The organism is Actinoplanes sp. NBC_00393 (genome assembly GCF_036053395.1).
Lineage (GTDB): Bacteria > Actinomycetota > Actinomycetes > Mycobacteriales > Micromonosporaceae > Actinoplanes.
The window spans coordinates 7,022,930-7,045,577 of the sequence record NZ_CP107942.1 but is presented as its reverse complement, the minus strand read 5'-3'; the positions used below and the strand labels follow the sequence as shown (position 1 = coordinate 7,045,577).

The 22,648-nt window shown below is 71.0% G+C and carries 20 protein-coding genes; 13 read left to right on the top strand and 7 right to left on the bottom strand.

The window, feature by feature from the left end; all coding sequences use genetic code 11:
* Positions 1-18: 18 nt before the first annotated feature.
* The 3 genes from OHA21_RS32555 to OHA21_RS32545 are packed head-to-tail and all read right to left on the bottom strand — an operon-like array spanning position 19 to position 2,386.
* The gene (locus tag OHA21_RS32555; RefSeq protein ID WP_328461452.1) at positions 19-678 is read right to left on the bottom strand and encodes a response regulator transcription factor; all 660 of its coding nucleotides are present in this window, start codon (positions 676-678) and stop codon (positions 19-21) included.
* A complete protein-coding gene (locus tag OHA21_RS32550) occupies positions 675-1,958 on the bottom strand; it encodes a sensor histidine kinase (protein WP_328461450.1) in 1,284 nt (427 codons plus the stop codon). Before OHA21_RS32550 ends, OHA21_RS32555 begins: the two co-directional genes overlap by 4 nt.
* Positions 1,959-2,002: 44 nt before the next feature.
* Positions 2,003-2,386: a MerR family transcriptional regulator gene (locus tag OHA21_RS32545; RefSeq protein ID WP_328461448.1), complete on the bottom strand. Its 384-nt coding sequence runs from the start codon at positions 2,384-2,386 to the stop codon at positions 2,003-2,005.
* Positions 2,387-2,974: 588 nt separating this feature from the next.
* On the opposite strand from OHA21_RS32545, the gene OHA21_RS32540 reads away from it, so the two are divergent.
* From OHA21_RS32540 to OHA21_RS32510, 7 genes are all read left to right on the top strand, one after another.
* Positions 2,975-4,510, top strand: a complete 1,536-nt coding sequence (locus OHA21_RS32540; RefSeq protein WP_328461446.1) for an amino acid permease — start codon at positions 2,975-2,977, stop codon at positions 4,508-4,510.
* Positions 4,511-4,524: 14 nt separating this feature from the next.
* Entirely contained in the window at positions 4,525-5,871 is a 1,347-nt protein-coding gene (locus OHA21_RS32535; RefSeq protein ID WP_328461444.1) for a glutamine synthetase family protein, read from the top strand.
* A 53-nt stretch (positions 5,872-5,924) separates the two neighbouring features.
* The gene (locus OHA21_RS32530; protein WP_328461442.1) at positions 5,925-7,280 is read left to right on the top strand and encodes an aldehyde dehydrogenase family protein; all 1,356 of its coding nucleotides are present in this window, start codon (positions 5,925-5,927) and stop codon (positions 7,278-7,280) included.
* Positions 7,281-8,045, top strand: a complete 765-nt coding sequence (locus OHA21_RS32525) for a 3-oxoacyl-ACP reductase (protein WP_328461440.1) — start codon at positions 7,281-7,283, stop codon at positions 8,043-8,045.
* A gap of 170 nt (positions 8,046-8,215) precedes the next feature.
* The gene (locus OHA21_RS32520) at positions 8,216-8,905 is read left to right on the top strand and encodes a gamma-glutamyl-gamma-aminobutyrate hydrolase family protein (RefSeq protein ID WP_328461438.1); all 690 of its coding nucleotides are present in this window, start codon (positions 8,216-8,218) and stop codon (positions 8,903-8,905) included.
* A gap of 16 nt (positions 8,906-8,921) precedes the next feature.
* A complete protein-coding gene (locus tag OHA21_RS32515) occupies positions 8,922-9,656 on the top strand; it encodes a gamma-glutamyl-gamma-aminobutyrate hydrolase family protein (protein WP_328461436.1) in 735 nt (244 codons plus the stop codon).
* Between the two features lie 62 nt (positions 9,657-9,718).
* The gene (locus OHA21_RS32510) at positions 9,719-13,261 is read left to right on the top strand and encodes a SpoIIE family protein phosphatase (RefSeq protein WP_328478659.1); all 3,543 of its coding nucleotides are present in this window, start codon (positions 9,719-9,721) and stop codon (positions 13,259-13,261) included.
* Here OHA21_RS32510 and OHA21_RS32505 read toward each other — a convergent pair.
* Positions 13,248-13,625 (bottom strand): STAS domain-containing protein, encoded by a 378-nt coding sequence (locus OHA21_RS32505; RefSeq protein ID WP_328461434.1) that lies wholly within the window; start codon positions 13,623-13,625, stop codon positions 13,248-13,250. The two genes, OHA21_RS32510 and OHA21_RS32505, sit on opposite strands and share 14 nt — an antisense overlap.
* Here OHA21_RS32505 and map point away from each other — a divergent pair.
* Positions 13,624-14,481 (top strand): type I methionyl aminopeptidase, encoded by an 858-nt coding sequence (map, locus tag OHA21_RS32500; RefSeq protein WP_328461432.1) that lies wholly within the window; start codon positions 13,624-13,626, stop codon positions 14,479-14,481. The genes OHA21_RS32505 and map overlap by 2 nt on opposite strands.
* A gap of 3 nt (positions 14,482-14,484) precedes the next feature.
* On the opposite strand, the gene OHA21_RS32495 is transcribed toward map, so the two are convergent.
* The 3 genes from OHA21_RS32495 to OHA21_RS32485 form a co-directional block, all read right to left on the bottom strand.
* Complete coding sequence (locus OHA21_RS32495) at positions 14,485-15,192, bottom strand: nucleotidyltransferase domain-containing protein (protein ID WP_328461430.1); 708 nt, start codon at positions 15,190-15,192, stop codon at positions 14,485-14,487.
* Between the two features lie 63 nt (positions 15,193-15,255).
* Positions 15,256-15,675, bottom strand: a complete 420-nt coding sequence (locus tag OHA21_RS32490; protein WP_442874926.1) for a ferritin-like domain-containing protein — start codon at positions 15,673-15,675, stop codon at positions 15,256-15,258.
* Positions 15,675-16,175 carry a hypothetical protein gene (locus tag OHA21_RS32485; protein ID WP_328478657.1) on the bottom strand — a complete coding sequence of 167 codons (501 nt, stop codon included), beginning with the start codon at positions 16,173-16,175 and terminating at the stop codon, positions 15,675-15,677. The genes OHA21_RS32490 and OHA21_RS32485 overlap by 1 nt, the downstream gene beginning before the upstream one ends.
* 171 nt (positions 16,176-16,346) lie before the next feature.
* On the opposite strand from OHA21_RS32485, the gene rimP reads away from it, so the two are divergent.
* The 5 genes from rimP (at position 16,347) to OHA21_RS32460 (ending at position 22,628) form a co-directional block, all read left to right on the top strand.
* Entirely contained in the window at positions 16,347-16,964 is a 618-nt protein-coding gene (rimP, locus tag OHA21_RS32480; protein WP_328461426.1) for a ribosome maturation factor RimP, read from the top strand.
* Positions 16,961-17,977, top strand: coding sequence for a transcription termination factor NusA (nusA, locus tag OHA21_RS32475; protein ID WP_328461424.1), 1,017 nt, complete (start codon positions 16,961-16,963; stop codon positions 17,975-17,977). The genes rimP and nusA overlap by 4 nt, the downstream gene beginning before the upstream one ends.
* Positions 17,955-18,341 carry a YlxR family protein gene (locus OHA21_RS32470; RefSeq protein ID WP_442875187.1) on the top strand — a complete coding sequence of 129 codons (387 nt, stop codon included), beginning with the start codon at positions 17,955-17,957 and terminating at the stop codon, positions 18,339-18,341. The genes nusA and OHA21_RS32470 overlap by 23 nt, the downstream gene beginning before the upstream one ends.
* A 106-nt stretch (positions 18,342-18,447) precedes the next feature.
* On the top strand, positions 18,448-21,537 hold the full coding sequence (gene infB, locus OHA21_RS32465) for a translation initiation factor IF-2 (RefSeq protein WP_328461420.1): 3,090 nt from the start codon (positions 18,448-18,450) through the stop codon (positions 21,535-21,537).
* Between the two features lie 65 nt (positions 21,538-21,602).
* On the top strand, positions 21,603-22,628 hold the full coding sequence (locus OHA21_RS32460; protein WP_328461419.1) for a TRM11 family SAM-dependent methyltransferase: 1,026 nt from the start codon (positions 21,603-21,605) through the stop codon (positions 22,626-22,628).
* The last annotated feature ends 20 nt before the right edge of the window (positions 22,629-22,648 follow it).

Below are 22,648 nucleotides of genomic sequence, written 5' to 3'. Positions count from 1 at the left end.
GGGAACGACCCGGCCGGGTCATCCTTGCGAAGGACGGACCACCCCGAGCTCGTACGCGAGAACCACCGCCTGCGTCCGGTCCCGCGCCCCCAACTTGGTCAACACCCGGCTGACGTGCGTCTTCACGGTCGTCTCACCGAGGTGCAGCTCGGTCGCGATCTCGGCGTTGGTGGCGCCCCCGGCCAGCAGGATCAGCACCTCGTGCTCGCGCGGGGTCAGCTCGTCGAGGCGGGCGCCCGGTTCCGGGTTCCGCGGCCGGGGCGTGCTGAACTCGGCGATGACCCGGCGGGTGACCGCGGGTGCCAGCAGAGCGTCGCCGGCGGCGATCACCCGGACCGCCTCGGTGAGGGCCTCCGGCGTGCCGTTCTTCAGCAGGAACCCGCTGGCCCCGGCCTGCAGCGCGGCGAACAGGTAGTCGTCGCGGTCGAAGGTGGTCAGGATCAGCACCGAGGGACCGCCCTGTGCGGCGATCCGGCGGGTGGCCTCCAGCCCGTCGACGCCGGGCATCTCCACGTCCATCAGCACCACGTCCGGCCGCAGCCGCAGCGCCAGGTCGGTGGCCTGGGCGCCGTCCGCGGCCTCGCCGACCACGGTGATGTCGTCCTCCATCTCGAGGATGACCCGGAATCCGGTACGCACCAGCGCGTGATCGTCGGCGAGCAGCACGCTGATCGTCATGGCTTCCCTCCGGCGGTGGTGAGTGCGGCGGCGTACGGCAGACGAGCCCGCACCCGATAACCGCCCCCGCCGCCGCGCGGACCGTGTTCCAGTTCCCCGTCGTGCACAGCCACCCTCTCCCGCATGCCGATCAGACCCATCCCGCCCGCCGCGCCCGGCGCCCCGCCCCGGCCGTCGTCGGTGACGTCCAGCTCCACGCCGCCGCTCAGGTACCGGACCCGGATGTCCAGGCTGGTGGCGTTCGCGTGCTTGAGCGTGTTCGTCACCGCCTCCTGCACGATCCGGTACGCGGCCTGCGACACCGAGTCGGGCAGGGCGACTTGCTCGCCGTACGCGGCGTACTGCACGGCCAGCCCGGCGTCGCGGGCGTTGTCGGCGATCTGTGGGATCCGGTCGATCCCGGCCGCCGCGGTGTCCGTGGTCGCTCCGGAGGCGCGCAGCGCGCCCAGCATCCGCCGTAGCTCGTCCACCGCGGTCCGGGCGCCGTCCTCGATCGCGGTGAGCGCGGTCCGGGCCCGGGCCGGGTCCTTGTCCATCGCGCGCCGGCAGGCGGAGGCCTGGATGCCCATCACTGACACGTGGTGCGCGACCACGTCGTGCAGCTCCCGCGCGATCCGGACGCGCTCGCCGATGACCGCCCGTTCGGCGGCCGCGGCCTGGGCCGCCCGCAGTTCGGCGGCCTGGTTCTCCAGCTGGTGCTGCCGGTGGGCGCTGTTCCAGGCGGCGTCGCCGATCAGGTAGACCGAGCCGAAGAAGACCACGTTGAGTCCGTAGATGTTGAACACCAGCGACCAGAGCGCCGGCAGTTCCCCGGAGGCGCCGGAGAAGTCCGCGCTGGTCATCTCGTCGACCGTCGTCAGGAACGAGACGGTGAGCCAGACGAACATCGCCGCGATGATCCCGAGGCGCATGAACCGGGACCGCCGGTGGTCCGGACCCCAGGCGCCGAGCGTGTAGATGGCGGCGAACAGGGCGTAGGACGCGACCTGCTGCTCCTGGGCGCCCCGGAACTGGCTGCCGATGAAGAGCACCGACATCACGATCGCGACCGCCTCCGGCCACCGGCGGCGCCAGGCCAGCGGCAGGGTGGTGCCGACCGCCCAGGCGATCTGCTCGGCGCGGGCCGGCACGTCGTCGCTGTGCAGGATGCCGGCGCTGCGGGAGAGGAAGAGGTTGAGGACCGCGACCGCCATTACCGCGAGCCCGATCCAGACGTCGTTGCGGCGCTGGGTGGGGGTCGGACCTGGCCGCCGCCAGTCGTCGGCAATCACGGGGGGCATGAGGGTGACGATCGCACGTCATGGATGCGGGTGGCCAGGCCGGGTCAGGGTGCGGAGGGCGACCGTTCCGGGCGGGGCGCCGAGTAGTAGCGGGTGGCGCCCAGGTCGCGACGGGTCTGCCCGGGGATGCTGGTGTGCTCGCCGGGGCGCAGCTTGCCGCCGAGGTCGGCGATCCGCTGGTGCGCGTCGGCCAGCCGGTCCTCCAGCAAGACGATGCGGCAGGCGGCGGTGAGCAGGATGCCCTCGTCGAGCAGTTGCCGGACGCGGGCGGCGAGGTCGAGTTGGTGGCGGGAATAGCGGCGGTGACCGCCGTCGGAGCGTTCCGGCGCGATCAGGCCGGCGTCGTCCAGGCTGCGCAGGAAGGCGGGCGTCACGCCGATCAGCTCGGCGGCGCGCCCCATGCTGTAGGTCGGCGCGTCTCTGTCCATGATCTCCTTACCACATGGTCCAGGACCCCGGCGGGTAACCGGGGCCCTGGATTTTCAATTCTTGTGCCGAACTCTGTCGGCGCATGTGGTCGACCGGCTGCGTGCCGCTAGCAGTCGACCGGAGTGTTGGGCATCGGCTGCGATCACCTCTTGTCGGTTCGGGGACGTGGTGATTACGCGTTGCTGCGGTATCTCGTCCTCCTTCTCCAACTCAGCGACTGTGCCTTGTTGCAGTGCCGGCCGTGGCCGACAAGCCAAATGTATGCCGCCGCGAGCCCGATTTCTAGTGTCGCCGCTGTAGATTTTTTCCGCGAAAGGTCTGACTAGCTGCGGAAACGTTCTCGTTCATCGATGTCTTGGGTGCGGCGGCGCGGGGCGGGCGCTTGCGCGCGGGAGAGAGAGGTGACCGCACCCCGCGCCGCCGCGGGAGGGCTGTCCGAGCAGCCCTGGCCTGACTTCAGGCTCGCACCGGGCCCGGGGCCGGGCAACGCAATTAACCCACCGTCATTGACGCCTGTAACAACGCGGGGCGATCATCACGGCATCGCGTGGCTCAGGTCACAACCCTGCGGGCAAGGGAGCACTCAGATGAGCGCTGATCCAGGCATCGCCTCCACTACCGACGAAGAACGACTCGCCCAGCTCGGTTACAAACAAGAACTTCACCGCCGGCTGTCCGGCTTCTCCAATTTCGCCGTCTCCTTCTCGATCATCTCCATCCTGGCCGGTGCGATCACCTCGTACGGGATCGCCATGAACGCCGGCGGGCCGATGGCGATCACCCTGGGCTGGCTGTTCGTCGGCATCATGGTGACCTTCGTGGCCCTGGCCATGGCCGAGGTCTGCTCGGCCTACCCGACCGCGGGCGCGCTGTACTGGTGGGCCGCCGCGCTGGCGAAACGGAACAAGGCCGCATGGGCCTGGTTCATCGGCTGGTTCAACTTCCTCGGTGAGGTCGCGGTGACCGCCGCGATCGACTTCGGCGCCGCCATCACCACGTCGGCGTTCCTCAGCCTCACCTTCGACATGGAGGTGACCGCCGGCCGGACGTTCCTGATCTTCCTAGTCATCATCGTGGTGCACGGCCTGCTCAACACCTTCGGCGTGAACCTGGTCCGGGTCCTCTCCGACATCAGCGCCTGGTGGCACCTGGTCGGCGTCGCGGTGATCGTCGGCGCGCTGGCGATCATCCCGGACCAGCACAAGCCGATCTCCGAGGTCTTCTTCGAGGTGCGCAACGAGACCGGCTTCACCTTCGCCGGGGCGAGTGTCTACGCCGTCCTCATCGGCCTGCTCATGGCGCAGTACACGTACACCGGCTACGACGCCTCGGCGCACGTCGCGGAGGAGACGCACGACGCCGCCCGGGCCGCGCCGCGGGGCATCGTGATGTCCGTGGTGGTGTCGGTGATCGCCGGTTTCGTGCTGCTCTTCGCGATCACCTGGTCCATCCAGGACTACGACGCGCAGCTCGCCACCGATCTCGGCCTGCCCCCGGCGCAGATCTTCATCGACGCGGTCGGCCACGACACCGGCACGTTCCTGCTGCTCATCTGCATGGTCGCGCAGTGGTTCTGCGGCATGGCCTCGGTCACCGCCAACTCCCGGATGTCCTACGCCTTCGCCCGCGACGACGCGATCCCCGGTTCGCGAATCTGGAAGAAGGTCAACACCCGGACCGGTACGCCGACCAACTCGATCTGGCTCTGCGTGACGCTCTCCACCCTGCTGGTGCTGCCGTCGCTGTGGAACACCACCGCCTACGCCGCGGCCACCTCGATCGCGGTGATCGGGCTCTACATCGCGTACGTCGGCCCGGTTCTGCTGCGCCGTCTGAACCCGGACTTCGTACCCGGTCCCTGGAATCTCGGAAGATGGAGCGCCCCGATCGGCTGGATCGCGATCGTCTGGGTAGGGATCATCTGCGTGCTCTTCGTCCTGCCGACCTGGTATCCGTTCGAGTGGAAGACCCTCAACTACACGATCGTCGCCGTGGTCGTGGTGGTCGGCGCGGCCGCGATCTGGTGGTTCGCGAGCGCACGGAAGTGGTTCACCGGGCCGAAGCAGAACCTGATCGAGAAGGCCGCGCACGGCGAGCAGACCATGCCGTCCGGCAACGACTGATAGGACTGGGATTCATGGACCTTGAGGAACTCGACGTCTCCGTCGACAACGGCAGCATCGACACGGTGCTGCTGGCACTGACCGACATGCAGGGCCGTCTCCAGGGCAAACGACTGCACGGACGGTACTTCCTGGACGAGGTGGTGTCCGGCGGCAGCGAGGGGTGCAACTACCTGCTCGCGGTCGACGTCGACATGAACACCGTCGACGGGTACGAGATGTCCTCCTGGTCCACCGGTTACGGCGACTTCGTGATGCGGCCGGACTTCGCCACGCTGCGCCGCGTCCCGTGGCTGCCCGGCACGGCGATGGTCCTGGCCGACCTCACCGACACGTCGGGCCGGCCGGTGCCACCCTCCCCGCGGCAGATCCTGCGCCGTCAGCTCGAGCGGCTGGCGGCGCACGGTCTGACCGCGTACGCGGGCACCGAGCTGGAGTTCGTCCTCTACCGGGACAGCTACGAGCACGCCTTCACCAAGGGCTACCGCGACCTGGTGCCGGCCAACCAGTACAACGTGGACTATTCGATCCTGGGCACCTCCCGGGTGGAGCCGTTGCTGCGCCGGATCCGCAACGAGATGTACGGCGCGGGCCTGGTGCCGGAGAGCGCCAAGGGCGAGTGCAATTTCGGTCAGCACGAGATCGCTTTCCGGTACGCGGACGCGCTCACCGCCGCCGACCACCACGTGATCTACAAGAACGGCGCGAAGGAGATCGCCGCCCAGGAGGGCATGTCGCTGACCTTCATGGCCAAGCCGAACGACCGCGAGGGCAACTCCTGCCACATCCACTTCTCGCTGCGCGGACGGGACGGGAAGTCGGCGATGCTCGGCGACGGGCCGGCCCACCTCAGCGACACCGGGCAGCGGGTCCTGGCCGGGCTGCTCGCCACGATGCGCGAGTTCAGCCTGCTCTTCGCGCCGAACATCAACTCGTACAAGCGGTACCAGCCGGGGTCGTTCGCGCCGACCGCGCTGCGCTGGGGCGTGGACAACCGGACCTGCGCGCTGCGGATCGCCGGGCACGGGCAGGGGATGCGGGTGGAGAACCGGGTGCCGGGCGGCGACGTGAACCCGTACCTGGCTATCGCCGCCCTGATCGCCGGCGCGCTGCACGGGATCGAGAACGACCTGACTCTGGAGGACGAGTTCGTCGGTAACGCGTACCAGGACGAGGCCGCCGAGCGGGTGCCGGGCACGCTGCGCGACGCGGCCGATCTGTGGGCCGGCAGCGGGGTGGCGGAGGCCGCGTTCGGGTCGGACGTGGTCGCGCACTACGCCAACATGGCCCGGGTCGAACTGGCCGCCTACGACGCGGCGGTCACCGACTGGGAGCTGCGGCGCGGATTCGAGCGCCTCTAGGTGTGTGGAAGAACGCGCCGACGAACTCGCACACCGGAGAGGATGATCAAGGCGTGACTGACGTGCTCAACCCGGCCACCGGGGATGTGCTCACGACCGTACCGTCGCTGGGTTTGGAAGAGACCGATGCGGCGATCGAGCGTGCGTCGCAAGCCTTCGCCACCTGGCGCCAGGTGGCGCCCGGGGACCGGGCGCGGCTGCTGCGCCGATTCGCGGCGGTGGTGGACGAGCATCTGGAGGAGCTCGCGCAGCTGGAGGTACGCAACGCGGGCCACACCATCGGCAACGCGCGCTGGGAGGCGGGCAACGTCCGGGACGTCCTGAACTACTACGCGGGCGCCCCGGAGCGGCTGATCGGCCGGCAGATCCCGGTGCCCGGCGGGATGGACGTGACGTTCCACGAGCCGCTCGGCGTGGTCGGGATCATCGTGCCGTGGAACTTCCCGATGCCGATCGCCGGCTGGGGTTTCGCCCCGGCGCTGGCGGCCGGCAACACCGTCGTGCTGAAGCCCGCCGAGCTGACCCCGCTGACCGCGATCCGCCTGGGCGAACTGGCTCTGGAGGCCGGGTTCCCGGAGCACGTCCTCCAGGTGCTGCCCGGCAAGGGGAGCATCGTCGGGCAGCGGTTCGTGACCCATCCGGCGGTCCGCAAGATCTGCTTCACCGGTTCCACCGAGGTCGGCAAGTCGATCATGGTCGGCTGCGCCGACCAGGTGAAACGGGTGACGCTCGAGCTGGGCGGGAAGAGCGCCAACATCGTCTTCGCGGACGCCGACCTGTCGGCCGCGGCTGCCGCCGCGCCGGGCGCGGTCTTCGACAACGCCGGTCAGGACTGTTGCGCGCGCTCCCGGTTGCTGGTCGAGGCGTCGGTGTACGACAAGTTCCTCTCGCTGCTCGAGCCCGCTGTCCGGGATTTCCGGGTACTGGACCCTTCCGATGAGATGTCGGAGATGGGGCCGCTGATCTCCTCCGGTCAGCGTCGTGCGGTGGCGTCCTATGTCGACGACGCCGACGTGGCGTTCCGGGGCTCGGCGCCGTCCGACCGGGGCTGGTGGTTCCCGCCGACCGTGCTGCTCGCCCACTCGGCCGCCGACCGGCACTGGCGGGAGGAGATCTTCGGCCCGGTCGTGTCGGTGCTGCCGTTCCGGGACGAGGCCGACGCCATCCGGCTGGCCAACGACACCGAATACGGGTTGTCCGGCTCGCTCTGGACCCGGGACGTGGGCCGGGCGCTGCGGGTCTCCCGGGCGGTGGAGACCGGGGCGCTCAGCGTGAACAGCAACTCCTCGGTTCGCTACTGGACGCCGTTCGGCGGCATGAAGCAATCCGGTCTGGGCCGTGAGCTGGGACCGGACGCGTTGCTGTCGTTCACCGATGTGAAGAACGTGTTCTTTTCGATGGGGGATTAGGTGGAGCGTTTACAGGACCGGGTCGCTGTCATCACCGGCGCCGGCAGCGGGATCGGGCTGGCCACCGCGCGGCGGTTCGCCGCCGAAGGAGCCTTCGTCGTCTGCGTCGATATCTCCGACAAGTCCGGCAAGGCGATCGCCGAGGAGGTCGGCGGCGAGTTCGTGGCCTGCGATGTCAGTGACGAGGAGCAGGTCAGGGCGCTCTTCGACGGCGTCGTGCAACGGCACGGCCGGCTGGACATCGCGTTCAACAACGCCGGCATCTCGCCGCCCGACGACGACTCGATCCTGGTCACCGGGATCGACGCCTGGGAACGCGTTCTGAAGATCAATACGACCTCGGTCTTCTACTGCTGCAAGTACGCGATCCCGCACATGCAGCGGCAGGGCAAGGGCTCGATCATCAACACCGCGTCGTTCGTCGCCCTGCTCGGCGCGGCCACGTCACAGATCGCGTACACCGCCAGCAAGGGCGGGGTGCTCGCGATGACCCGGGAGCTGGGCGTCCAGTTCGCCCGCGAGGGCATCCGGATCAACGCGCTCTGCCCCGGGCCGGTGGCCACCCCGCTGCTGATGGACCTCTTCGCCAAGGACCCGGAACGGGCCGCCCGCCGGCTGGTCCACGTGCCGATGGGCCGGTTCGCCGAGCCGGCGGAGATCGCCGCAGCGGTGGCCTTCCTGGCGAGCGACGACGCCTCGTTCATGACCGCTTCGCAGTTCGTCGTCGACGGTGGCATCACGGGGGCGTACGTAACTCCGCTGTGATGTTTCAACACCGGCTACCGTGGGAAGGGACCTTTATACGCCCAGCTCAACTAGGTGTAGGGGGTCGAATCCCCGCCGGCACGGGTCTGATCCCCGTGTGGGTGGGACAGAAGGGCCCGTCACGCGGCGCCGGTTCTCCGGCGCCGCGCGCCTGTGACTACGGTGGTGCGATGCGTCCGATCATCGGCATAACGACATACGTCTTGCCCGCGACCTGGGGGGTCTGGCGCGACCTGCCGACCGCGCTGGTGCCGCACGACTACGTCGAGGCGGTCCGGCTGGCCGGTGGCCGCGCCGTTCTGCTGCCCCCGGACGAGCGGGACGCCGACGTGCTGGAGCGGCTGGACGGCCTGCTCCTGGCCGGCGGCCCCGACCTCGACCCGGCGCTGTACGGCGCCGCGGCCGAGCCGCTCACCGTGGCTCAGCCCGAGCGGGACGCGGCCGAGCTGGTGCTGCTCCGCGCGGCGCTGGACCGCGACCTGCCGGTCCTGGGCGTGTGCCGGGGCATGCAACTGCTGGCGGTGGCCGCCGGCGGAACGCTGCACCAGCACCTGCCGGACGTGCTCGGCCACGAGAAGCACCGCATCGCCCCGGGCGTGTACAGCGAACTGTTCGCGACGTTCGAGCCGGGCAGCCGGATCGCCGGTCTGCTGGGCCCGGACGCCACCATCAACTGCTTCCACCACCAGGGCGTTGCCGACCCCGGCTCGCTGACCGTCACCGGGCGGGCCGTGGACGGCCTCCCGGAAGCGGTCGAGCATCCGGACCGCCGGTTCGTGCTCGGCGTCCAGTGGCATCCCGAGGTGGGCCGGGACCATCGGCTCTTCGGTGCCCTGGTCGAGGCGGCAGCCGGAGTTTGAGGAGAGTTCCACCGCAATGCGCAGACCGCTGATCGGCCTCACCGCCTATGCCGAACACGTGAAGTACGGCCACCACGATCTGATGGCCGGCGTGCTGCCGATGACCTACGTGAAGGCGGTACACGCCACCGGCGGGCGGGCTGTGCTGATCACGCCGGACGAGCCCGGCGTCGACGTCCTGGAGTCGCTGGACGGGGTGCTCTTCACCGGTGGCGGCGACGTCGACCCGGCCAACTACGGTGCGGCGCGGCATCCGGCGACCGAGCCGGACAAGGAGCGGGACACCGCCGAGCTGATGCTGATGCGTGCCGCGCTCGACGCCGATCTGCCGACCCTGGGCGTCTGCCGGGGCATGCAGGTGATGGCCGTGGCGACCGGCGGCTCCCTGCACCAGCACCTGCCCGACCTGGTCGGTCACGAGCGGCACCGGGCCGCCACCGGCACCGACCCGCTCGCCGCCGACGCCTCCGACTACGGCCGGCACGACGTGGTGGTCGAGGAGCGGAGCCGGGCGCACGGGTACTTCGGCCGCAGCCTCACGGTCAATTCGTTCCACCACCAGGCGGTCGCCGACCCGGGTGAGTTCGTACCGGTCGGATGGTGCCCGGACGACCAGGTCATCGAGATCATCGAGCATCCCGGGCGGACCTTCGCGCTCGGCGTGCAGTGGCATCCGGAGCGGACCGCGGATCTGCGGTGCTTCGCCGCACTGGCCGAGGCGGCCAGCCGTGCCAGGACGATGGCCGCCTGACCAAGATCCGCGCCGATTCATTTCCGCTGTGGTCCGTTTCGCGGTGCTAACGTGCCACCGTGATGGGTGCCCTGCCGAGCCGGCTGCGCATCGCCTTCGAGCGTGGCGGCGAGATGGGTGGGCGGATGTCCGCCCTGGACTGGTCCACCTCACCGCTGGGTGATCCCTCGACGTGGCCGGCCGAGCTGGTCGAGGCGGTCGTCACGATGCTGGCGTCCCGCGCGCAGATCATCATCTTCTGGGGTCCGGAGTACACGGCGCTCTACAACGACGCCTACATCGCGGCGCTCGGTGGCAAGCATCCCGCCCATCTCGGCCGGCCGGGCCGTGAGCTGTGGGCGGAGACCTGGGATCTGCTGCGTGAGCTGTTCGACGGGGTGCTCACCACCGACCGGTCGTACTACGCGCCCGATCACCCGTTCCTGCTGGAACGGCACGGGTTCCTGGAGGAGGCGTACTTCGACATCTCGTACGACCCGATCCGGGACGGGACCGGCCGGGCAGCCGGGGTTTTCTGCATCGTCACCGACACCACCGGCCGGGTGCTCAGCGAGCGCCGGGTGCGTACGCTCAGCGCCCTCGGCCGCCGGCTGGCCGACTCGCCGGATCCGGTCGCACTGGTCGCCGAGGTGGCGGCGGTGCTGGCGGAGAACGCGAAGGACGTACCGTATGCCGCCCTTCTGATGGACGAGCCCGCGCCGCACCCGGTGATCCGCGCCGTGATCGACAGTGGCAAGCCCGGCCGGGTGGCCCTGCGCGAGCTGGTGGCCGAGCCGGCCGAGCCCGCCGCCGACGAGGCCCTGGTGCTGCCGATCGACACGGCCGGCGCGCTGGTTCTCGGGGTGAGCCGGTTCCTCGCGCTGGAGGGCGACTACCGCGACTTCCTCGAGCTGGCCGCGGCGCAGATCTCCCGGGCGGTGGCGAACGCGCGGGCGTACGAGCAGGAGCGCAAACGGGCTGCGGACTTGGCCGCCCTGGACCAGGCGAAGACCAACTTCTTCTCGAACGTCAGCCACGAGTTCCGTACCCCGCTGACCCTGATCCTCGGCCCGCTGGAGGACCTGATCGAGGACCCGGCGTCCGCCGACCCGGTCCGCGACCGCCTGCGCCCGGTCCACCGCAACGCCCTGCGCCTGCTCAAACTCGTCAACACGGTGCTGGACTTCTCGCGGATGGAGTCCGGCCGGATGCGGGCCGTGTACCGGCCGACCGATCTGGCCGGCCACACCGCACGGCTGGCCGGCACGTTCCGGCCCGCCGCCGAGCGGGCCGGCCTGGAGCTCACCGTCGACGCGCCATCGCTGAGCGAGCCGGTCTACGTGGACCACGAGCTCTGGGAGAAGATCGTCTTCAACCTGCTCTCCAACGCCGTCAAGTTCACCCGCGACGGCGTCGTCGAGGTCCGGGTCCGGTCCGCGAACGGGCACGCCGTCCTCTCGGTACGCGACACCGGCGTCGGCATCCCGGAACGCGAGCAGGCGCTGCTCTTCGACCGCTTCCACCGGGTCACCGGGACCTGGTCGCGCAGTCACGAGGGCACCGGCATCGGCTTGGCGCTGGTCCGCGAGCTCGCCGAACTGCACGGCGGCTCGGTCGGGGTGCACAGCGAGGCGGGCCGGGGCAGCGAGTTCACCGTCCGGATCCCGTTCGGCACGGCCCACCTGCCGGCCGATCGGATCACCGACGACCCGGTGGCCGCCGAGTCGGCCGAGCCCCGCCTCTGGGTCGACGAGGCCACCTGGTGGGCGGGTGACGGGCCGGTCCTGCCGGAGCCGGTCGGGGACCGGGCCGGCGGCCGGATCCTGCTCGCCGACGACAACGCCGACCTGCGCGAACACGTCTCCCGGCTGCTCAGCCCGCATTGGGAGGTGGTCACCGCGGTGGACGGCGCGGCCGCTCTGGAGCAGGCCCGTGAGCACGCGTTCGACCTGGTGCTGACCGATGTGATGATGCCGCGGCTGGACGGGTTCGGGCTGATCACGGCGTTGCGGGCGGACGGGCGTACCCGGGATGTTCCGATCGTGGTGCTCTCCGCCCGGGCCGGCGAGGAGTCGGCGGTCGCCGGACTTGCCGCCGGCGCCGACGACTACCTGGTCAAACCGTTCTCCACCCGGGAGTTGGTGGCCCGGGTCCGGGCCAACCTGGAGCTGGGCAAACTGCGCCGGGACATCGTCAGCCGGCTCCGCGGCGTGGTCGACGCGGCGGTGGCCGTGAACACCGTGCCGACCACCGCCGAGGTGCTCGACGTCGCGGCCCGGCACGTGCTCGCCATGACCTCGGCCGGGCGGGTGGTGCTGACCGTGCCGGAGGCCCGGGCCGAGCGGGACGGCGGCGCTCCCGCCTCCGCCGAGCCGGACATGGTGCTCCCGCTCCCGGACACCGCCGGACCGCCTCTCGGCGAGCTGCGGGTCTGGCACGGCCGCGGCGCGCCGGCCGACCCGGCGGTGCTCACCCAGCTGGCCCGGCTCGTCGGTCTGCGGCTGGCCAACGCCCGCCTCTACGAGACCGAGCACCGGATCGCCACCACGCTGCAGCACAGCCTGCTGCCGCACTCGCTGCCGCGAGTGCCCGGCGCCACCGTGGCCAGCCGGTACGTGCCGGGCAGCAACGAGGCCCGGGTCGGCGGCGACTGGTACGACGCGATCGCCGGTCCCGACGACGAGTTGTTCCTGGTGATCGGCGATGTGGTCGGCAAGGGCGTGCAGGCGGCCGCCGGCATGGGCCAGTTGCGCAACGCGCTGCGGGCGTACGTGCTGGAGGGCTTCGACTGCGGCGTCGCGCTGTCCCGGCTGAACCGGCTGGTGGACACGCTCGGCCGGCGGCAGTTCGCGACCGTCCTCTGTGTCGCCTTCGACCCGCGCACCAGACGGCTGCGGTATTCGTCGGCCGGCCACCCCTCACCGATCCTGATCGACCGCGGCCGGCAGGGCACCTTCCTGTACGGCCCGGCGCTGGGCCCGCCGATCGGGGCGCTCGGCGACGTGGAGTACCCGACCCGCGAGACGTTCCTGTCCGCCGACAGCCGGCTGCTGCTCTACACCGACGGCCTGATCGAGGACCGGCGGCAGGGCATCGACAACGGGCTCGCCGAGCTGACCCTGGACGCCGCCAAGCCCACCGAGCACGTCGAGGACCTGCTGGACTCGCTGCTGGCGAAGGCGACCCGGGCCACCCGGCGCGACGACATCGCGCTGATCGCGCTCGAGGTGACCGAGCCGCGCGAGTTCCTGTTGCGGCTGCCCGCCGAGCCCGGCCGGCTGACCGTGCTGCGCCGCCGGCTCGAGGACTTCCTGGCCGCCTACGGCGTCGCCGAGGAGGACGCTTTCGACCTGGTGGTGGCGGTCTCCGAGGCGGCGGCGAACGCCATCGAGCATCCGGTCGACCCGGCCCAGCCGGTGATCACCGTCGAGGCGTCGATCTCCGACGAGGCGGTGCTGGTCACGGTCCGCGACACCGGCCACTGGCGCCCGGCCACCGAGGCCGGCTTCCGCGGCCGCGGGCTGGCGCTGATCGGGGCGCTCACCGAGCTGTCCGTGCACCGCTCCCCGGAGGGCACCGCGGTGACTCTGCGCCGGCCCCTGGGCGCGGCGGTCAGGCCGGCCTGAGCCAGGCCTGCTGGCCCAGCCCGGAGATCTCCAGGATCCGGCGGACCCGGTCGGACGGGACGACCTCGAGAGCTCCCGGGTAGCGCTCGGCCAGCCGGATCAGCGTGTGGATCGCGGCCGAGTCGAAGAACGTCACGGCGCGCAGGTCGAGCGTGGCCGCCTCGGCCCGGTCGGGAGTGGCAGCCCGGTACAGCGCCTCGGCCGACGCCATGTCGACCTCACCGCTCACCGTCACGGTGACACGCCCGTCGGCGAGATCCCCGGTCGCCGAGAAGTTCGGGTCCTCTTGATCCACGGACTCACGATTCCACAGCGCCCACAGGGCGGCAAGGATGGCGTCGGCAGGCGGATAGGCTGTGTTCATGACCGTACGTGCACCACTGGTGCCGGGAAAGCAGTCGCCCTGGCGATCGGTCCCGGCGAAGATCGTCCGCCCTGAGTACGTGGGCAAGAAACGCCCACGCGAGTGGCGCGGATCGCACGTGCAGACACCCGAGACGATCGAGAAGATGCGGATCGCCGGGCGGCTCGCGGCGCAGGCCACCCAGCTGGCCGGTGAGCACTGCAAGCCGGGCGTGACGACCGACGAGATCGACCGGGTGGTGCACGAGTTCCTGCTCGACCACGGGGCGTACCCGTCGACGCTCGGCTACAAGGGCTTCCCGAAATCCTGCTGTACGTCGCTCAACGAGGTGATCTGTCACGGCATCCCGGACTCCACGGTGCTGGAGGACGGCGACATCATCAACGTCGACGTGACGGCGTACCTGAACGGCGTGCACGGCGACACCGACGCCACCTTCTGCGTGGGCGAGGTGAGCGAGGAGGCCCGCCTGCTGGTCGAGCGGACCCACGAGGCGATGATGCGGGGCATCCGCGCGGTCGCCCCGGGCCGGCCGCTCAACGCGATCGGCCGGGTCATCGAGGCGTACGCACGGCGCTTCGGCTACGGCGTGGTCCGCGACTTCACCGGCCACGGCATCGGCGAGACCTTCCACTCCGGTCTGTACGTGCCGCATTACGACAACCCGCGGCTGGACACCGTCATGGAGCCGGGCATGACGTTCACCATCGAGCCGATGATCACTCTCGGCACCCACGAGTACGAGATCTGGAAGGACGGCTGGACGGTCGTCACGAAGGACCGTAAGTGGACCGCCCAGTTCGAGCACACCCTCGTGGTGACCGACGACGGCTACGAGATCCTGACCCTGCCGTAGGGCTCAGTCGAACAGCGCGCCCAGGGTGCCGTCCACCGGGCGGCCCCGGGCGGTCAGCTCCTCGGCCTGGTATTTCAGGATCGCGCCGATCTCCTGCATGTCGGCCGCGGCCACTCCGGTCCGTTTCACCGCGTCGGCCGCGTTGCGGAAGTAGGTGCGGGTCAGCAGGCCGGCGACCAGGGCGGCGTGCAGCCGGGCCTCGGCCATCAGGATCAGGGCGGCGTCGGTGTCGTACCACTGCGCGAGCCGGACGGCCCGGGCGTGCGCGCCGTTGGCGATCGCCCAGTTGTGCCGGGCCAGCTGGCTGAACTCGACCGGCCGGGCCTCGGCGAGCAGCGTGAGGTGCGCCTCCCGCTGGTCGGTGAACCAGTCCTTCGGGTCGTACAACGGGTACGTCGTGATGAACCCGTCGGCCTGCAGCGGCCAGCGGGGCGTCATCACCCGGGCCTGCCCGAGGCCGTCCTCGCCGGTCACCACCTGCAGCTCGACCGGGGTGCCGTCGACCTTGCGCAGCGTCGGCTTCGGACCGGTCTTCGGCCGGTACGTCACCACCACCAGGTTGACGTCGCTGCTGTCGGTGTCGTCGCCGTGGGCGACCGATCCACGGACCCCGATGGCCTGGACGTCGGCCGCCCATCGGGTCTGGATGACGTCGCGGAGCCGGATCGCGAGCGACCCGCGTGGTGTGGTGGCGTCGGGCTCGTCGATCACCCGTTCATTCTCTGCCAAACCGGTATCCGAGGAAGCGTCGATCGGCAGCGATAAGTCTGTCTTTCAGCTGGGACGACCGGGAAACGCCATGGTCAGCGGGGTCATCCCGGCGATTCGCCGCCAGCGGGTTGCGCGAACTGCCGACTCGGTCAAAGCCGACAATGCGTCGATACGCTCCGTACCCTCGGTAACCGGCAGCACCACCCGCCAGGCCTGCGCGACCCCGTCCTCGACGTGCACAGCCAGCTTCAGCGCGGACTCGCGGTCGGTCACCTCGAACGGCAGCTGATAACCGGCCGGCGCCGGCGCGGTGCTCGCCTGCAACTCGTCGAGGCGGTCGACCAGCTCGTCGCGGCGCACCCGGTGCTGCTGCTCGGCGGTCCGGGCCCGGTCCTGCTCGGCCTCGGCCAGGTGCACACCGACCAACCCGTACGCGTAGATCGCCGCCTCCTCGGCAGCGAGCGCGCCGGCCAACTCCTCCATCACGATCCTCTCAGCGACTCGGCGTGGGTGGCCCGGCAGGCGGCGATCGACCCGACCAGCGCGGCCCGTTCCCTCGGCGCCGTCTGGCACGCCGCCACCGCCGTCTTCTGTGCCGCCTGCTCGGCCGCACGCAGGTCAGCGGTGCTGTCGCCGTCGGTCGCCGAGGCCGACGAGGACGGTCCCGCCGCGGCGGAGGGCAGCATCGCGCCGATCAGCTCGGCCAGCTCGGCGGCGTGCGCCCGGTGGTCCTCGGCCAGCGGGGCCAGCCGGGCGCTCAGGGCCGGCTGCGCGGCGATCGCCCGGTCGTACGCCGCGGCCAGCGCCAGAGCCTCGTCCAGCAGCGGTTGCAGGGGATCCGGCGCCGGCGCGGGCTCCGGCTCGTCGTCGAAGAGCCCACAGCTGGCCAGCACCCCGGCGCCCAGGACCGTGCCCGTCCCGGCCAGCACCCGGCGGCGTGTGTGTCCTCCCGCTCGCATCACCACCGCGCCAGTCAACACCATCCGTTCGGTTTCCACCGGTCCGGGCCCTTGACCTGCGGGTGAGGGTGGAATCGGTGCGGCGGCTCTCCGGCCGGCCGGTCGGCGCGTTACGCTCAGCGTCAGCCGCGGGGCCGCGAACTGCCCGGCGGCATATAGTCGTTGCCAGCACAAGCTAGCGAGAGGTCGAGCCCGATGACGCAGCGTGGTCGCGCCGGGGCCCGGCCCGGCGGCCGTCCCGGTGGCCGCCGTTCCCGGCCGGAGCCGGAGCCCCGCACTCCCGCCGCCCCGCGGATCGACCTGACCGCCGCCAAGGCGCGGGTCCGTGCCGTGGTCGAGCCGGTGGTCGCCGGAGCCGGTTACGACCTGGAGGATCTGACCCTCTCCCGGGCCGGGCGCCGGCACGTGGTGCGGGTCCTGGTCGACACCGACGGCGGGATCAGCCTGGACGACGTGGCGATCGTCTCCCGCGAGATCTCCGCAGCGCTCGACGCCGCCGAGGAGAGCGGCGGCGATCTGCTGAACGGGGAGTATCAGCTGGAGGTCGGCTCGCCCGGCATCGACCGGCCGCTGACCGAGCCACGGCACTGGCGGCGCAACACCGGCCGCCTGGTCGCGGTGAACGGCGTGACCGGCCGGGTGGTCTCCACCGACGACACCGGCGTGGTGCTCGACGTGGACGGCGCGACCCGGGCGATCGGATTTGCGGAGCTCGGACCGGGCAAGGTCCAGATCGAGTTCAAGCGCATGGACGAGGCCGATTTCGGCGACGACGAAGATGAAGACGACAACGAAGGGGAGGGCGAGGAATGAACATCGACCTCGCGGCGCTGCGCGCCCTGGAGCGCGAGCGGGAGATCCCGTTCGAGACCATTCTGGCGGCCATCGAGACCGCGCTGCTCACGGCGTACCGGCACACCGAGGGCGCGGAGAGCCACGCCCGGGTGGAGATCGACCGCAAGACCGGGGTGGCCTCGGTGCTGGCCCAGGAGCTGGACGCGGACGGCACCGTGGTGCGGGAGTGGGACGACACCCCGCACGACTTCGGCCGGATCGCGGCGATGACCGCCAAGCAGGTGATCCTGCAGCGGCTGCGGGAGGCCACCGACGAGCAGCACTTCGGTGAGTACGCGGGGCGCGACGGCGACCTGGTCACCGGTGTGGTGCAGGCGGACGCGGCCCGGGCCGAGAAGGGCATCGTCACCGTCGACCTGGGCAAGCTGGAGGCGGTCCTGCCGCAGTCCGAGCAGGTGCCCGGGGAGGCGTACGACCACGGCTCCCGGATCCGCTGCATCGTGGTGCACGTGGCCAAGGGCTTCCGCGGCCCGCAGATCACCCTGTCCCGCTCGCACCCCGCCCTGGTGAAGAAACTCTTCGCCCTCGAGGTGCCGGAGATCGCGGACGGGACCGTGGAGATCGCCGCGATCGCACGTGAGGCAGGTCACCGGACCAAGATCGCGGTGCGATCGACCGTTCCGGGCGTGAACGCCAAGGGTGCGTGCATCGGTCCGATGGGTCAGCGGGTCCGTGCCGTGATGAGCGAGCTGCACGGCGAGAAGATCGACATCATCGACTGGTCGGACGACCCGGCCCAGTTCGTCGGCAACGCGCTCTCTCCGGCCAAGGCCCTGCGGGTCGAGGTGGTGGACGCGGCCAGCCGTACGGCCCGGGTCACCGTCCCGGACTTCCAGCTGTCGCTGGCGATCGGCCGGGAGGGACAGAACGCCCGGTTGGCGGCCCGGCTGACCGGCTGGCGCATCGACATCCGTCCGGACAACGAACCGGCCGGCGTCTCGGACCGTGATGCGGCCGAGGCGGGGAACTGACCGGATACGCGTCCGGCACGATCGAGGGGTAGACTTGCCATCGGCCGGCCCGACGCGAACCTGCGTCGGCTGCCGCAACCGCGCGCCGGCCGCTTCATTGCTGCGGTTCGTCGCGGCCGGATCCGGGGGAGACCTCCGGCTTCTGCCCGATCCGCGCCGCCGACTGCCGGGCCGGGGAGCACATTTGCATCCCGATCCGGCTTGCTTAGCGCAGGCAGAGAGACGTCGCGCCTTCGGGCGTGCGTTGCGTCTCACTGGTGTTGCTGACACTGGCCTGCTAGCCGAGCACATTCGTACGGTCTCCGTGCCGTCCGAATCCACCGATGACGGAGCGTCCTCGTTCCGTCACGACCCAGCAAGGTAGGACGACCCAGATGAGCACACGATGAAGTCCCTGAAATGACCAGGCTTCTAGTGCACGAGTGAGGTCTGTGCGGGTGCGCTCGCACGACCTCGAAGTGAGGAGTGCAGTGCCAGGCAAGGCCCGCGTTCACGAGCTCGCCAAAGAGCTCGGGGTCGACAGCAAGACCGTGCTCGCCAAGTTGAAAGAAATGGGCGAGTTCGTCAAGTCCGCATCGAGCACCGTCGAGGCCCCGGTGGCCCGGCGGCTTCGTGGTGCCCTGGAGCAGGGTGGAGCCGTTTCGTCGGCCCCCAGCGCTCCGGCATCGAGTGCTCCCGCCGGCCCCGTCGGCTCGAGCACCGCTACGCCCCCGCGCCCGGGACCCCCGATGGGGCGGCCGCAGCCGCCGCGTCGTCCCGGACCGCCGCAGGGCGTGTCCAGTAACGCTCCTACTTCCCCTGCTCCCTCGCCCGGCCAGTTCGCCCGGCCGAAGCCGTCGACGCCCGGTCGCCCGGGTCCGACGCCAGGTCCGGTCGCCAAGCCGGCCAGCGCCCACGACATCGAGGTGGCGGCCGCCGAGGCGCGCGCCTCGGCGCTGAAGGCCGAGCAGGAGGCCGCCGTCAAGGCGGCGCAGGCCGCACAGGCCGCCCGGACCCGCGATGCCGAGCAGCGCCGGCAGCAGGGCCCGGCGGACGGCGGCGCCCCGCGTGGCCCGCGTCCCGGCCCCGGCAGTGTCCCGCCCCGCCCGGGTTCCCCGGCTGCGGGTCGCGGTGCCGGCCCGGGTGCTCCCGGTGGCCCGCGTCCCGGCCCGGCCGGCGGTGCTCCGCGCCCGCCCGCCCGTGGTCCGGGTAACAACCCGTTCGGTGTCTCCGGCGGTGCCGCTGCGCGGCCCTCGCCGTCCTCGATGCCGCGTCCGAACCAGCCCGGCATGCCGCCGCGGCCCAGCCCTGCCTCGATGCCGCCGCGGCCCAGTCCCGCGTCGATGCCGGCGCAGCGTCCGGGTCGTCCCGGCGGTCCCGGTGCCGGCACCGGTCGTCCCGGCGGTCCCGGCGGCGGTCGTGGCGGTCCCGGTGGTGGCGGCGGCGGTTACCGCGGCGGCCCCGGTGGCGGCGGCGGTGGCGGTGGCGGCTTCCGTCCCGGTGGCGGCGGTGGCGGCGGCGGTGGCTTCCGTCCCGGTGGCGGCGGTGGCGGCGGCGGTGGCTTCCGTCCCGGTGGCGGCGGTGGCGGTCCGGTCGGTGCCGGCGCCCCGGGTCGTCCGGGTGGTGCCGGTGGCCGCGGTCGCGGCGGCGGTGCGGCGGGTGCCTTCGGGCGTCCCGGCGGCCGGCCGACGCGTGGCCGCAAGTCGAAGAAGCAGCGGCGTCAAGAGTTCGACAACCTGTCCGCTCCGCAGATGAGCTCTGGCGCTCCCCGCGGTAACGGCCAGGAGATCCGGCTCTCCCGCGGCGCGTCGCTCTCCGACTTCGCCGACAAGATCAACGCCAACCCGGGCTCGCTCGTCCAGGAGATGTTCAACCTGGGTGAGATGGTCACGGCGACGCAGTCCGTCTCCGACGACACGCTGCTGCTGCTCGGTGAGCACCTCGGCTTCGACGTGAAGATCGTCAGCCCCGAGGACGAGGACCGTGAGCTGCTCGCGCAGTTCAACATCGACCTCGACGCCGAGGTGGCGGAGGACCGGCTGGTCACCCGGCCGCCGGTGGTGACCGTCATGGGTCACGTCGACCACGGTAAGACGAAGCTGCTCGACGCGATCCGCAAGACCAACGTGGTCGCCGGCGAGGCGGGTGGCATCACCCAGCACATCGGCGCCTACCAGGTCGTCGTGCCGCACCAGGGCGAGGACCGCGCGATCACCTTCATCGACACCCCGGGTCACGAGGCGTTCACCGCCATGCGTGCCCGTGGTGCCCAGGTGACCGACATCGTCATCCTCGTGGTGGCGGCGGACGACGGCGTGATGCCGCAGACGGTCGAGGCGTTGAACCACGCCAAGGCCGCTGAGGTGCCGATCGTCGTGGCGGTCAACAAGGTGGACAAGCCGGACGCCAACCCGGAGAAGGTCCGTCAGCAGCTCGCCGACTACGGCCTGCTCGCCGAGGACTACCAGGGCGACACGATGTTCGTCGACGTGGCCGCCAAGCCGGGTATCGGCATCGACAACCTGCTCGAGGCCGTCCTGCTGACCGCCGACGCGGCTCTGGAGCTGACCGCTCCGATCGACGGCCCCGCTCAGGGTGTCGCGGTCGAGGCGCACCTGGACAAGGGTCGCGGCGCCGTGGCCACCGTCCTGGTGCAGAAGGGCACGCTGCGGGCCGGCGACTCGATCGTGGCGGGCGGCGCGCACGGCCGCGTCCGCGCCATGCTCGACGAGAACGGCAAGCAGGTCGCCGAGGCCGGTCCGGCACGTCCGGTCCTGGTCCTGGGTCTGACCTCGGTGCCGAGCGCCGGCGACACGTTCCTCGCTGCTGAGGACGACCGCACGGTCCGGCAGATCGCTGAGCAGCGGCAGGCCCGCCGTCGTGCGGCCGCCTTCGCCAACTCGGGGACCAAGGCCACGCTCGAGACGCTCATGGCCCAGCTCAAGGAGGGCGAGAAGACCTCCCTCACGCTGGTCATCAAGGGTGACAGCTCGGGTTCGGTCGAGGCGCTCGAGGACGCGCTGTTCAAGATCGAGATTCCGGACGAGATCCAGCTCAAGGTCATCCACCGCGGCGTCGGTGCGATCACCGAGAGCGACGTCAACCTGGCGTCGGCCTCGTCGGAGCAGACCGCGACGATCATCGGCTTCAATGTCCGGGCCTCGAACAAGGTCAAGGAGATGGCCGACCGCGCCGGCGTGGAGATCCGCTACTACAGCGTGATCTACCAGGCCATCGAGGAGATCGAGGCGGCTCTGAAGGGCCTGCTCAAGCCGGAGTACGAAGAGGTCGAGCTGGGCACCGCGGAGATCCGCGAGGTCTTCCGCTCGTCCAAGATCGGTCTCATCGCCGGTTGTATCGTCCGGTCGGGTCTCATCCGCCGCAACGCCAAGGCGCGCATCCTTCGGGAGGGCACCGTGGTGGCGGACAACGTCACGATCAGCTCGCTCAAGCGGTTCAAGGACGACGCCACCGAGGTCCGCGAGGGCTTCGAGTGTGGTCTGACGCTCCAGGGCTTCGGCACGCCGCAGATCGGCGACGTGATCGAGACCTTCGAGATGCGCGAGAAGCCGCGGGCGTAAGCCCCCGGTTCGACCGACGGCCCCCGGTGCGGAAGCGCCGGGGGCCGTTTCGGCAGAATGGCGGGATGTCCAGGTACGCCATGCTGCTCGCTCCGTCCGCCAACCGTGTCTACGCCGACCAGGCGTCCCGGATGTCCCAGGCGGAGCTCGCTGCCTTCGGTCCGGTGCTCTCCGCGGAGCCCACCGAGATCGAGGTGACCGCGATCGGCGGCGTGGAGTACCTCACGTTCAGCGCCGACCTGAACCCACGCGACATCGCCTACCTGTCGAACCTGTCGTCCGCCTACGCCCTCTTCGAGCTCCTCGACGCCGACCTGCTGCGGCCGCTCACGCTCACCCCGCTGGCCCGGTACGACAGCGACTTGATCACCATCCCGAAGTACGCCGGCAAGACCAACGAGCAGTTCACCAAGCTGGTGCTCAACCTCACGCTGCTCGCCTCCGCGTCGGCCGAACGGATGCTGGACGGCCACCTCACCGTCCTCGACCCGCTGTGCGGCCGCGGGACCACGCTCAACCAGGCCCTGATGTACGGCTACGACGGCATCGGCGTGGAGATCGACGGCAAGGACGTCGAGGCGTACAAGCTGTTCCTGCAGACCTGGCTGAAGCGCAAGCGGCTCAAGCACACCGCCGAGCTGGTCCCGATGCGCCGGCAGGGACGCCGGGCAGCCCGGCGCATGGAGGTGACGCTCGCGCCCAGCAAGGACGACCACAAGGCCGGGGCGGTGCAGAAGATCACCGTGCTGCACGCCGACACCACCCAGCTCGACGGCCTGATCCGCGGCGGGTGCGCCGACGTGCTGGTCGCCGACCTGCCGTACGGCGTGGCGCACGGCAGCTACGACGACGGTGGGAACATCTCCCGGCGCCCGCTCGACCTGCTGGAGCGTGCGGTGCCGCAGTGGCTGCCGCTGCTGCGCCCCGGCGGCGCGATCGGCCTCTCCTGGAACACCAAGGTCGCCAAGCGGGAGCTGGCCGAGGACATCCTGCTGGCCGGCGGGCTGACCCTGGTCGAGCACCTGCCGCTGGAGCACCGGGTGGACCAGGGCATCGAGCGCGACGTCGTGGTGGCCCGGAAATCGGGCTGATCCCGGTGCCCGTCGGGCGT